The organism is Roseateles sp. (assembly GCF_044373315.1).
GTDB lineage: Bacteria > Pseudomonadota > Gammaproteobacteria > Burkholderiales > Burkholderiaceae_C > JACDQM01.
Map to the genome: position 1 here is coordinate 1 of NZ_JBILQK010000101.1, position 10,810 is coordinate 10,810.

Consider the following 10,810-nt stretch of genomic DNA (forward strand, 5'->3'; position numbering starts at 1 on the left):
TCGAGGCCAGCCGGACCGGGTTGGCCGCGCGCAGGATCAGCGCGTTGCTGCGCGGGTCGGCCAGCACGCTCACGCTGCCGCTGGTCTGACCGGGCACCACAGCAGCCGCCGGGCCGCCGTCGCCCAGGCGTTGCACCAGCGCCGCGATGTCGGAGGCCAGCGCATGCTTGAGCGGCACCACCTCGATATCGGTACTGGCCGGCGTGTCCATGGCCGCCACGATGCGCGAGATGCGCTGCAGGTTGTCCGCGTAATCGGTGATCACCAGGCTGTTGTTGCCCGGGTTGGCATTGATGGTGTTGTTGGGGCTGATCAGCGGGCGCAGGATCGCCACGAGGTTGTTGGCGTTCTCGTGGTTGAGCTTGTAGATCTGCGTCAGGATCTGGTCGCCGCGCTGCTTGCCGCCCGCGCCCACTTCGACCGTGCTACTTTGCAGCTTGGCATCGGACTCCGGCACCACCTTCAGCAGGCCGGCGGTGTCGACTACGGTGAAGCCCAGGCCGCGCAGCGCCGCCAGATAGCTCAGATAGGCCTCATTCACCGGCAGCGCCTGCTCGCTGTAGAGCGTGACCACGCCCTTGACGCGCGGGTCGACCAGGATCTGCCGCCCCAGCATCGCGCCGATGGCCCGGCTGACCGCCTCGATGTCGGCGTTGACGAAATTCAGCGTCACCGGGGTCTGCGCCTTCAATGCCGGTTTCCTGGCGCTGGCCTGGCCATGGGCGGGCAATGTGGACAGCGCAAGTGCGCAAGGGATGGCGCAGGCCAGGGCCGTCCAGAGTCGGGTGGTGCTGTAGCGCATGCTCATCCAATCGAGATAAGAGAGCGGCCGCCTTCGCGACGGCCAATGATGTTCAGAAGATTGTCCAGTCCGGCTTCGCGACCTGGCGCGGCTTGTGCGCTGCCGTTGAAGCGGGCCTTGCCGCCACTCAGCGTGCCTTGGCCGCTGATTTGCAGCGCACCGTCCAGCGTCTGCATCTGCAGGGTGGACACGCCGGCTGCGGCCGTATCGGCCGCCACGGTCACGCGATAGCTGCCCAGGGGCGCCACCGGGCTGACACGCGAGGCCAGGTTGACGAAATCGAGGTCGAGCCGGCCGGTCTGGTTCCAGCGCCCCTGCGCCCATTCGAGCTGCAGGCCCTGGCTGCTCATGCGCACGCCGCCGCTGAGCTGCAGTGTGTTCCAGGGCGTGCCCAGGCCAGCCATCCAGGCAGCCGGCCAGCGGGCGGTCCAGCCGCCCGCGTTGTCCAGCAGGTCCAGACGCCAGCGGCCCAGGCCAGGTTCGATACGCAGGCTCAGGCTGCCATTGATGCAGCAGGCCTGGCGGGCCTGGATCTGCAAGGCCAGCCCCTGCAGGCCCAGGGTCCACTCCAGGCGGTCGGGCAGGCGGCTGGCATCGCGGCTGTCGGCGCCGCCCGTCAGCACCAGCACGCCGCTGCCACTCCAGATGCTGCCGCGTGTCTCAGCCAGCAGCAGGCGTCCCTGGCTGGCATCGGCCAGGGCGCGGGCCATCCAGCTCGCAGGCGCGAACGCGAGCAAGGCAGTCAGGCCCCCGGTCAGCGCGCCCAGCAGGGCCCAGCGGCGTGGGCGCGGCGCCGCCAGCTCTGCCGCGGGTGCCGCCTTGCTTGGTCGGATCCTCATGAGCCTGCCGCTCCGACGGCCAGCACGATGTTGCCGCTGAAACCGTTCGGCCCGCGCTGCAGCTTGGCCTCGACCGGTCGGGCACGGGCAGCGCCGCGTACCTCAAGCAGCCAGGCTTGCAGCGCTTCGGGGGGCACCCCACTCAGCGTCAGCACGGCGCGGTCGCCTGTCACCACCAGACGGGCGGCGCTGCCCAGATGGGTGCTGGCCGCCTGCAGCGCCTGCTGGGCTTGCGCCGCGGGCACCACGGGCAGTGCGCGTAGCTCGGCCGCCTCCTGCGCCAGGCTCTGCATCTGCTGCAGCTGCGCATCCAGCTGAGCCAGTTGTTGAGGCGCCCGGCTCAAGGTGCGCAGCGCCGGCTGCACCGCCACTGTCCACAGCAGGAGCAAGGCCAGCGCGGTGCCGCCGATCAACACGGTCAGGCGCTCGCGCTCGCCGAGGCCCAGCCAATGGCTGCGTGCCTGCGCGACCAGGCTCTGCAGGCGGGCGGCACGCGTCGTGTCAGGGCTGCTCATGATGTGCTTCTTGTTCTCAGGGTTGACGGGCGCGGCTCAGGGCCAGTCGGCCATCAGCGATTTCGAGCTGCCAGCCCTCGCTGCTCAGCTGCTGACGAAACTGTTCGATCTGCGGTTCGCTCCAGCCGATGGCCGGGAAGCTGAGCCGGCCGGTTTCGAAGCTCAGTGCATCGGTCGGGCCGCGGTCGGCCGGCCAGGCGGTGGCGGCTGCGGCCAGCAGCGCTTCAAGGTCCTGCTCGCCGGCACGGCCGGCAGCGGCGCGCAGCAGATCGGCTTCGCGGCGCATTTGCAGCGGTGCGTCGAGGATGGCCCGCACTTGCGGAAAGGTGTCGCGCAGGGTCTGCGTGATCGCCGCGCGGCGGGCATCCAGCGCGCGCTGCTGCTGCCAGGCCAGCAGATTGAGACCCAGCAACTGCACCAGCACCAGCCCCACCAGGCCCCAGCGCACTGGCCGCCAGGCCGGGCCCATCACCGAGCGCCAGCTCTGCCGCAGAGCGCGCAGACCGCGGGTCTTGGGGGCGAGCTCGAACTGGCGCAGCTCCCAAGGACCGGCCAGGGCGGCCAGCGCGCGCTCAGCGTTCCCGAGCGGCGCGACGGCACTGCCCAGCCATTGCTCCGCCGCGGCCACCGCGCCAGGCGCAGCCGTCCATTGCACCGGGCCGAGGTCGGTCTGGCCGAGCACTTCGCGCGTCAGACTGCCGTCCAGGCTGAGTGTGGCCTGTCCCTTGGCATGGCTCAGGCTCAGCCACAAACGCTGTGTCTCCTCAGCGTGCGCAAAGAAGTGTCCGCTGGATTGCGGCTGGGGCCAGGTTTGCGGCAGCACACGGTCGACAAAGATCTGGGCTTGGTCCAGCGCCGCCAGATGCTGTTGCAGCCACGGCTTGTTCATCACGGCCACCCAGGCTTCGGCACCGCCGGTGGCGCCGGCTTCGAGCGCGAAGGCCAGGTGCTCGGGGTCGTCCAGCAGCTGCTCTTCCATCTGGCCAGCCAGCGCTTCGCGCATCTGGCGCCCGGCGCGCGGCAGGCTGATCCGATGCCAGGCGATGTCGGCATCGGCAGGCAGCACAACCACGGTTTGCGCCTTGGGCAGCCGAGCCACCGGAGAGCGGCCTTGGGCCACGATCTGGCGGCCGTCGGGACTCAGCAGGTAGTCGTACTCAGGGCCGGTGTCGCTGCGTGCAGCGACGTCCAGGCCGGCGCTTTCGCGGCCCTGCGCGCGCAGATGCGGTCGCTGGGGCAGGAGCAGTATCAGGGTGGTCATGTCGGAGGCATTCTAGGAGCAGCGGATGACGGTTCTCGGGTGCGCATGCCGGGCCGTGCTCAGGGCGAGCCGAGGCTGAGATTGACGCGCTGGCGCTGCAGCACCAGGACTTCAAGCTCCCGGCGTTGCACCAGCCAGCGCTCTTCGACCACACGCTGGTCCAGCCGCAGGCGTCCGCTGACGAGGAAGAAGGCGGAATTGACGGCCGCGCGCTGCTCGCCCAGCGTCACGCCGGCGGGCATCAAGGACAAGGCCACGGCCAGGGACTTCAGCGGCTGGCTTTGGCGCTGCTGCACGATGCGCTCGGCACTGGCCAGGTCCAGGCCGTCGGCCAGCGCGGCGATCACCTCGCGCGGCGCGGTGTTCAGGTTGACGGCGGTCGGCTGCGGCAGCAGGGTGACAAAGGGCCGCAGGCGCTCGATGGTTTCGCGGCTCAGACCCAGCCATGCCAGCTGATCGATGTTCTGCGGCCGCAGTGCCGTGGTCTCGGAGGGCGCGGCCCAGGCCGCGCGCAGCGCTGTGGCCAGCTGCGTGGCGGTGTTGGTGGGCAGGCCGGCACTCTCGCACAGGCGCTGCAAGGTGCGCAGCTCCAGGGCTGGCATCTCGGTGCCCGCGAGCAGGTTGCGCAGGTTGTAGCGCGCCTGGGCATCGGCGATGCTGCCGGAGAGGAAGGCCTCGGGGCCGTCGTCGGTGTTGGATTTGTCGGCGGCCAGAAAGGTCGACAGCCTGGCTTCGGCCAGCGGCGTGGCCCAGGCCTCGCTTAGCGAATCGACCGGCTCGCTGCGGTTGGCGCGGGCATCCTCCCGCAGGATCAGCCGGGCCCAGTCCAGCGCGCCCAGCAGGATCCAGCCCGACTGCGCGCGCGCGCGCTCGGCGGCTTCGATCTGCACCGCCCGGTACTGGCGCCAGACCATCGCTGCCGCGAGGCTTGCGACCAGGCTGACGATCAGCATCGCGGTCAGCAAGGCGGCGCCGCGCTGGGTGCTGCTCTGGCGCCTCATGATTGGGGTCCCAGCAGCACCTGGCGGGTCAGCGTGCCTTCATGGCCGCTATCGGGGGCAAACTCCAGCAGCATGCGCACGCCGCTGGGCAGCTGGCGGCGCCCGCCCGGTGGCGGTGTGCCGCCCGCGTCACTGGCGGCCGAACCCGGCGGCGTTGCGGGGGGCTCCGTGCTGATGTCATCGCTGGATTGGGCATTGCTCCAGCTGTTGCCACGGTAGAAGAACATTTGCCAGCTGCTCACGCCGTCCAGCGCCATCAGTTGTTCCTGGCCGGGGATGTCCTGCTGGCTGCGGGCATAGGCATCGCTGAGTGCGTTCTGCGTCGTCAGCACCGGCGACGCCCAGCGGTACAGGCGCCCGTCGCGCAGGCTCCAGCTGACGAGCTGCATGCCTTCGGGCTGGCGCCGCGTCAGCAGCAGGCGGACACCGTCGAAGGTGATCGGATTCAGCATGCCGCTGTCCTGCAGGGCCTGCAGGTCAAGCTCCCATTGGGCGATCACACTTTGGAGGCGCTCGGTCCGGCTCAGGCTTTCTTGGCTGATATCGCGGCTGCGCAGCATGCCGTCGATGCCGCGCCAGGCCATCGTTGCCATGGCGGCCATTAGGGCCAGGGCCACCAGCACCTCGACAAGTGTGAAACCCCGCAGCCGTGATGCATTGAGCGCGGCCATCAGTAGCGACTCACGATGGTCGAGAGGCTCAGCAGCGGCACGCCGTCAGCCGAGGCGATCTGCGCATCGACGGCGCGGAAGTTCGGATTCGGCGTCGGGCGCACGCTCAGTCGCCCCAGATAGTCGCGCCCCATTTGATTGCAGGCGAAGTCGATCTCACCGGCGCCGGGGAACTGCTTGGACAGGCGCAGCTCGGTCAGCTGGTTCTCGGCGCACCATTGGGCCGCGCTGGTCTGCATCAGCCGTTCGGCATTGCTGGTCAGTGCGCCAGCGGCCTTGAGCCCGGCGGCCAACGTGATGGCCACGATGGCCAAGGCGACCAGCACCTCGATCAGGGTGAAGCCATGGGTCTGGCGAGCAGGGTGCTTCATGGCGCGGCCATCTCTTGGGCCACCGGGGCGAATGCGCCCAGACCATCGGTGGCCAGCGTCACGGCCTGACTACCCAGGCGCAGCCTCAGGCTCTGCGCACCGATGATCGGTTCCGGCCCGAGGCGGATGGCCCTTGCGTTGCCGAGGATCTCGACCACGGGCGCCGGTGCATCCAGCCAGCGGCTGGGCATCTGCAGTTTGGCGGGCAAGCCCACGAAACGGAACTGCTCCTCCGACTTGCTGTCCTGCACCGGCATCCAGCTGACCGCCAAGCCGGCGGTGCGGGCCTCGGCGCGGGCGGATTCGAACAAGGCGGCCAGGCGCTCGGCCTCGCGTTCGAGTTGGGCGGCGGCCGGGTCGCGCAGCGCGAGGCTGATGGCGGCGCTGGCGATGGCCAGCAAGGCCACCACGACCAGCAGTTCGATCAGGGTGAAGCCGCGGGCGCGGGCGGCGGGCAAGGGCGCCTTACTGCCAGGAACCGATGTCGGCGTCATTACCTTCGCCACCGGCTTGGCCATCGGCGCCGAGGCTGTAGACATCGACCTCGCCCTTCACGCCCGGCACCTCGTAGAGGTAGGGGCGGCCCCAGGGATCCTTGGGCAGCTTCTCGATATAAGGCTTCCAGTTCATCGGCATCGGGCCGCTGCTGGGCTTGCGCACCAGGGCTTCCAGGCCCTGCTCACGGCTGGGGTAGCGCTGGTTGTCGAGCTTGTAGAGCTTGAGCGCCTGCATCAGGTTGTTGACGTCGGTGCGGGCCGCGGTGACCCGGGCGTCATCCGCACGGTTCAGCACATTGGGCACGACCAGGGCCGCCAGTACGCCGATGATGACCAGCACGACCAGCAGTTCGATCAGGGTGAAGCCTTGGTTCTGGCCGGCGCCGCGGTGACGGTGCATGAGGGTTCGCATCGAGAGTTCCGGTGGGGACGGTGGTCGGGGTGGCGTGAATCATAATCGGCCCATGCCTGTCCGATTGCTCTCCTTCCTCGTCTGGGCCCTGCTTGCTGGCAGTGCCGGTTTCTGGGCCATGCAGATGCTGGCCCATCCGCTGCCGGTTCCTTCGCATGCGCGGTCTGCCGGCGACGGTGCGGCCCCACGTGGCGATCTGGCGCGTCTGCTGGGCAGCACGCCGGCCCATGCGGCGCCCGAGTTGGCACCTGTTGCCCAGGATTCGCGCTTGCGCCTCCTGGGCGTGGTGTCGCCCAGGGCTGGTACGGCGTCCTACCAGGGCCAGGGCGTTGCCCTGATCTCGGTGGATGGGGCGCCGGCGCGGGCGGTAAGGCTGGGCGCCGCGGTGGACGGCGATCTGCAGCTGTTGGCACTCGATGCGCGCTCGGCGTCGCTGGGGCAGGGCGGTGTGACGCGCTTGACCCTGCGGCTGGAAGAGCCGGCGGCGCCGGCGACCGGGATTCCTGCGGCGGCAGTGCTTGCGCCCAGCGCTCAGCCGGCGCCCGCGCCGGTGCTGATGCCTGCGGCTCCCGCGGCGCAGCCGGAAGTTACCTTGCCGCCGCCGCGTGTTGACCGCGGCGGTTTGCCGGATCGCTGAAGAGTGCCCTGGGGCCTGGTTCAGGGCCTGGAGTCAGGTCCGCCAATGGCCTGGGTCAGCACGGGCAGGTCGCCATGGCCTGAAGGGCTCAGTCGATCTGCCACTTCGTGCAGCTCACTGAGCAGAGCGGCGGCACTGCGGATCAGCGGCCATGCGAGTGCGGCACCGGTCCCGTCACTGCTCTGCATGCCCAGCTCCAGGAGGGCCGAGGCGCGGAACAAGGCCATCGCTTCATCAAGGCCCTGCTGTGCATGGCTGCGGCAGAACACGGCGTAATCGGTCACTGGCGGCGCGATCAGCGCGGCCAGGCGCAGCGCGGCACAGGCTGCCAAACCGTCGACGATGATGAGGCTGCGCTTGCTGGCGGCCACCAGCATGGCACCGACCATGACTGCCAGTTCAAAGCCGCCAAGCGCAGCCAGCACGTCCATGGGTTCATGCACGTCGCGGTGGCGATTCAGGGCATTCTGCAGTCTGGCCAGCAGGTGCTCGGCTGCTTCCTGGGGTTTGTCGACATGCGTCAGGATGAAGCTGCTCAGCGGCCGGTCGCTGAGTCGCGCCAGTACCAGGGCTGCACTCTCCTCCGAGCCTTGGCCCAGGCCCGCGCAGGCCAGCACATTGCCCTCGAACGTGGCGGCGATCTCCATGCCGACCCGCACACCGGCGTGCGCCTGCTCCATGCTCATTGCCACGCCGAGCCGTGAGTTGCGCGTGCCATGGGCGATCTTGCGGGCCAGCAGCAGGGGATGTGGGGCGATCTGTTCGGCGATGCCGCAGTCGACCACGCTCAGGTGCAGGCCCTGGAGCCGCGCGAAGACGGATACGGGCAGCTTGTTCTGCAGGGCCAGCAAGGCCAGCTCACGCGTGCTGTTGCCATGCAGCAGACCGATGCCCTCGACGGCGATGCCATGGTCGGCAGCGAACAGCGCCAGCGTCGGTTCGCGGAAGCGCGGCGTCAGCGTCTCCTGAACCAGTCCCAGGCGCACCGCGAGCGGCTCGAGCTCCCCCAGGCCACCGCTGATGGCCGCACGCCGTTCAATCCGCTCGCGCAAGGCGCGTTCGAGCTCGGGATTGGCGGTGGGTGAAATCAGCGACTGATGAATGGGCATAGGCAAGCGGTGCGCAGGGTGGGGCGCGACGTCGGCGGATTCTGCTGGGATCCAGTCGGGGTGCGCAAGTGCAGCACACGATCAGATCGGTCAGCGCAGGAACAGCCGGTAGACCGGGTTGTTGGTTTCGTCCTCGAAGGGGTAGTTCAGAGTGTCCAGGAACTGGCGCAGGGCCGCCCGGTCACCGCGGGGCACCTGGATACCCACCAGGATTCGCCCATAGTCTGCGCCTTGGTTGCGGTAGTGGAACAGGCTGATGTTCCAGTCCGGGTGCATGCTGGACAGGAAGCGCATCAGCGCACCTGGCCGCTCCGGGAAGATGAAGCGGTACAGGCGCTCGTCGCGCGCCAGTTCGCTGCGGCCGCCCACCATATGGCGGATGTGCTGCTTGGCCAGCTCATCGTCCGACAGGTCCAGTGTCTCGAAGCCATGCTTGACCATCTGCGCAGCCAGCTTGACGGCTTCCTCGCGCTTGGCGATCGACACGCCGACGAAGACATGGGCGACCTTGGCATCCGAGATGCGGTAGTTGAACTCGGTGACGCTGCGCGGGCCCAGCAACTCGCAGAAGCGCTTGAAACTGCCACGCGCTTCGGGAATGGTGACGGCAAACAGTGCCTCGCGCTGCTCGCCGACTTCAGCCCGCTCAGCCACGAAGCGCAGGCGGTCGAAGTTCATGTTGGCGCCGCAGGTGATCGCCACGAGGGTCTGGCCCTTGGCGCCCGTCCGGGCGACGTACTGCTTGATCGCGGCCACACCGAGTGCGCCTGCCGGTTCCATGATGGAGCGGGTGTCCTCGAAGATGTCCTTGATGGCGGCGCAGACGGCATCCGTGTCCACGAGGATGTAGTCATCCACCAGTTCGCGGGTGATGCGGAAGGTCTCTTCCCCGACCAGCTTGACGGCCGTACCGTCCGAAAACAGGCCGACGTCGTTCAGTTGCACACGCTTGCCGGCCTTGACCGAGCGCACCATCGCGTCCGAGTCCCGGGTCTGCACACCGATGATCTTGATCTCCGGGCGCAGGGCCTTGATATAGGCCGCGACGCCGGCAATCAGGCCTCCGCCGCCGATCGCGACGAAGACCGCGTCGATGGGGCCGGGATGCTGGCGCAGCAACTCCATGCCGATGGTCCCCTGACCCGCGATCACGTCCGGGTCGTCGAAGGGGTGAACGAAGGTCAGGCCCTGCTCACGCTCCAACTCCAGCGCCCGTCCGTAGGCGTCGGTGAAGCTGTCGCCATGCAGCACGACCTGGCCACCCAGCGCCTGGACGGCGTCGATCTTGACCTTGGGCGTGGTCACCGGCATCACGATGACAGCGCGGCAACCGAGCTTCTTCGCTGACAGTGCCACACCTTGTGCATGGTTGCCGGCGGATGCGCAAATCACGCCCTGGGCGCGCGCATCGGCGCTCAGATGTGCCATCTTGTTGTAGGCACCGCGCAGCTTGAAGCTGAAGACGGGCTGCTGGTCTTCGCGCTTCAGCAAGACCTTGTTGCCTAGCCGCTTCGACAGATTGCGCGCCGCATCCAGCGAGGTCTCGACAGCGACCTCGTAGACCTTGGCGTTGAGAATGCGCTGCAGGTAGCTGTTCCCGCTTGGAATCAGGGCCGGCAGGCTCGTTTGGGCGCTGCGGCGGCGTTTCGGATTCTTCGAGGCGGGGCCGGCCATTGAGAGGTCTCCAGTGCGGGATGTTTGCGGCGCTGCATCATAAGCGAGCGCTTCTCCGCTCCCGCTGCTGGGTCAGATAGGCAAAAAAGAGCCCGAGACCTTGCGGGCTCGGGCTTAATCCACCATGGAGGCGGTGGAGGAGACAAACGGTGCGTCGAAAGCGGTCAGCAGGATCACAAGATCCTCGCCCAACGGCTTTCAGTCGCTTGAATAGAATTCTATCGCGGGAAAATGCTGCGCTGCAATATTTCCTGCGGCAAAGCGGCAAGAATAGGTAACTGCCTCGAATTGTTGACGTTTGCCCGGATCTGCCATTGATTTGTCATATTCGATGCGCGGTCTAGGCAAATGTCAGAAACGAAAGAAGCTATGGAATGCACGATTGATTGGATGGGAACGCAGGGCATGTCGTTCGTGGCGCAGACCGGAAGCGGTCATATGCTTGCCATGGACGGCGCCCCGGAGGGCGGTGGGCACAACCTCGCGCCGCGTCCTATGGAGACGGTGCTGGCCGGTACCGGCGGCTGTACTGCCTATGACGTGGTGCTCATCCTGAAGCGCGGCCGCCACGACGTGCGTGGCTGCCAGCTGAAGCTGAGCGCCGAGCGCGCCGATGCTGATCCCAAGGTGTTCACGAAGATCCACATGCACTTTGTCGTCAGCGGCAAGGCATTGAATCAAGCCGCAGTCGAGCGCGCAGTGGCGCTCTCGCATGAAAAATACTGCTCGGCCAGCATCATGCTGGCCAAGACTGCCGCGATTACGACCTCGGTCGAGCTCGTCGAGGTCTGAACCTTCAGATGTGATGGGCCGTGCGGGTCATGACACTGGCCGCCATGCGCATCAAGGCCTTGACGGGTGCTGGCAGTTCGGCCGCTCCTGCCTGTCCAGCAGCTTGGGCGTGGCGGGCCTCATCCAGTTTCATCTGATCGACGATGGCACGTGAGGCCTCGTCGCTGGCCGGCAGGCGCTCAAGGTGGCTGGCCAGATGTTGTTCGACCTGAGTTTCTGTTTCTACAAC

14 protein-coding genes are annotated in these 10,810 nt (G+C 67.8%); 2 read left to right on the forward strand and 12 right to left on the reverse strand.

What is annotated here, in order from left to right:
• The 9 genes from ACIQ67_RS17030 to gspG form a co-directional block, all read right to left on the reverse strand.
• A partial coding sequence (locus ACIQ67_RS17030) for a secretin N-terminal domain-containing protein (RefSeq protein WP_397535568.1) occupies window positions 1–808 on the reverse strand: 808 nt, incomplete at its 3' end.
• Window positions 805–1,641 carry a type II secretion system protein N gene (locus tag ACIQ67_RS17035; RefSeq protein ID WP_397535569.1) on the reverse strand — a complete coding sequence of 279 codons (837 nt, stop codon included), beginning with the start codon at window positions 1,639–1,641 and terminating at the stop codon, window positions 805–807. The genes ACIQ67_RS17035 and ACIQ67_RS17030, both read right to left, overlap by 4 nt.
• Window positions 1,638–2,156 carry a type II secretion system protein GspM gene (gspM, locus tag ACIQ67_RS17040; protein WP_397535570.1) on the reverse strand — a complete coding sequence of 173 codons (519 nt, stop codon included), beginning with the start codon at window positions 2,154–2,156 and terminating at the stop codon, window positions 1,638–1,640. The genes ACIQ67_RS17035 and gspM overlap by 4 nt, the downstream gene beginning before the upstream one ends.
• 16 nt (window positions 2,157–2,172) lie before the next feature.
• Window positions 2,173–3,417, reverse strand: a complete 1,245-nt coding sequence (gene gspL / locus ACIQ67_RS17045; RefSeq protein ID WP_397535571.1) for a type II secretion system protein GspL — start codon at window positions 3,415–3,417, stop codon at window positions 2,173–2,175.
• A 59-nt stretch (window positions 3,418–3,476) separates the two neighbouring features.
• Complete coding sequence (gspK, locus tag ACIQ67_RS17050) at window positions 3,477–4,418, reverse strand: type II secretion system minor pseudopilin GspK (protein WP_397535572.1); 942 nt, start codon at window positions 4,416–4,418, stop codon at window positions 3,477–3,479.
• Window positions 4,415–5,089, reverse strand: a complete 675-nt coding sequence (locus ACIQ67_RS17055) for a prepilin-type N-terminal cleavage/methylation domain-containing protein (RefSeq protein ID WP_397535573.1) — start codon at window positions 5,087–5,089, stop codon at window positions 4,415–4,417. The genes gspK and ACIQ67_RS17055 overlap by 4 nt, the downstream gene beginning before the upstream one ends.
• Entirely contained in the window at window positions 5,089–5,460 is a 372-nt protein-coding gene (gene gspI, locus ACIQ67_RS17060; protein WP_397535574.1) for a type II secretion system minor pseudopilin GspI, read from the reverse strand. The genes ACIQ67_RS17055 and gspI overlap by 1 nt, the downstream gene beginning before the upstream one ends.
• Window positions 5,457–5,918: a Tfp pilus assembly protein FimT/FimU gene (locus ACIQ67_RS17065; RefSeq protein WP_397535575.1), complete on the reverse strand. Its 462-nt coding sequence runs from the start codon at window positions 5,916–5,918 to the stop codon at window positions 5,457–5,459. Before ACIQ67_RS17065 ends, gspI begins: the two co-directional genes overlap by 4 nt.
• Window positions 5,919–5,925: 7 nt before the next feature.
• The gene (gspG, locus tag ACIQ67_RS17070) at window positions 5,926–6,369 is read right to left on the reverse strand and encodes a type II secretion system major pseudopilin GspG (protein ID WP_397535576.1); all 444 of its coding nucleotides are present in this window, start codon (window positions 6,367–6,369) and stop codon (window positions 5,926–5,928) included.
• Between the two features lie 52 nt (window positions 6,370–6,421).
• On the opposite strand from gspG, the gene ACIQ67_RS17075 reads away from it, so the two are divergent.
• Complete coding sequence (locus ACIQ67_RS17075; RefSeq protein WP_397535577.1) at window positions 6,422–7,006, forward strand: hypothetical protein; 585 nt, start codon at window positions 6,422–6,424, stop codon at window positions 7,004–7,006.
• A 20-nt stretch (window positions 7,007–7,026) separates the two neighbouring features.
• On the opposite strand, the gene ACIQ67_RS17080 is transcribed toward ACIQ67_RS17075, so the two are convergent.
• Both ACIQ67_RS17080 and ilvA read right to left on the reverse strand, forming a co-directional pair.
• Window positions 7,027–8,115 (reverse strand): nicotinate-nucleotide--dimethylbenzimidazole phosphoribosyltransferase, encoded by a 1,089-nt coding sequence (locus tag ACIQ67_RS17080; protein WP_397535578.1) that lies wholly within the window; start codon window positions 8,113–8,115, stop codon window positions 7,027–7,029.
• A gap of 90 nt (window positions 8,116–8,205) precedes the next feature.
• Window positions 8,206–9,789 (reverse strand): threonine ammonia-lyase, biosynthetic, encoded by a 1,584-nt coding sequence (ilvA, locus tag ACIQ67_RS17085; protein WP_397535579.1) that lies wholly within the window; start codon window positions 9,787–9,789, stop codon window positions 8,206–8,208.
• Between the two features lie 369 nt (window positions 9,790–10,158).
• Between ilvA and ACIQ67_RS17090 the strand changes: the two genes are divergently transcribed.
• Entirely contained in the window at window positions 10,159–10,581 is a 423-nt protein-coding gene (locus ACIQ67_RS17090) for an OsmC family protein (RefSeq protein ID WP_397535581.1), read from the forward strand.
• A gap of 4 nt (window positions 10,582–10,585) precedes the next feature.
• Here the strand turns inward: ACIQ67_RS17090 and ACIQ67_RS17095 are convergent.
• On the reverse strand, window positions 10,586–10,810 hold a 225-nt coding region (locus ACIQ67_RS17095), incomplete at its 5' end, for a demethoxyubiquinone hydroxylase family protein (protein ID WP_397535580.1).

Coding starts and splice junctions, on each gene's coding strand:
- ACIQ67_RS17080 (WP_397535578.1), bottom strand. CDS start 8,115: ATGCCCATTCATCAGTCGCTGATTTCACCCACCGCCAATCCCGAGCTC.
- ACIQ67_RS17055 (WP_397535573.1), bottom strand. CDS start 5,089: ATGGCCGCGCTCAATGCATCACGGCTGCGGGGTTTCACACTTGTCGAG.
- gspL (WP_397535571.1), bottom strand. CDS start 3,417: ATGACCACCCTGATACTGCTCCTGCCCCAGCGACCGCATCTGCGCGCG.
- gspM (WP_397535570.1), bottom strand. CDS start 2,156: ATGAGCAGCCCTGACACGACGCGTGCCGCCCGCCTGCAGAGCCTGGTC.
- ACIQ67_RS17075 (WP_397535577.1), top strand. CDS start 6,422: ATGCCTGTCCGATTGCTCTCCTTCCTCGTCTGGGCCCTGCTTGCTGGC.
- gspK (WP_397535572.1), bottom strand. CDS start 4,418: ATGAGGCGCCAGAGCAGCACCCAGCGCGGCGCCGCCTTGCTGACCGCG.
- gspI (WP_397535574.1), bottom strand. CDS start 5,460: ATGAAGCACCCTGCTCGCCAGACCCATGGCTTCACCCTGATCGAGGTG.
- gspG (WP_397535576.1), bottom strand. CDS start 6,369: ATGCGAACCCTCATGCACCGTCACCGCGGCGCCGGCCAGAACCAAGGC.
- ACIQ67_RS17090 (WP_397535581.1), top strand. CDS start 10,159: ATGGAATGCACGATTGATTGGATGGGAACGCAGGGCATGTCGTTCGTG.
- ACIQ67_RS17035 (WP_397535569.1), bottom strand. CDS start 1,641: ATGAGGATCCGACCAAGCAAGGCGGCACCCGCGGCAGAGCTGGCGGCG.
- ilvA (WP_397535579.1), bottom strand. CDS start 9,789: ATGGCCGGCCCCGCCTCGAAGAATCCGAAACGCCGCCGCAGCGCCCAA.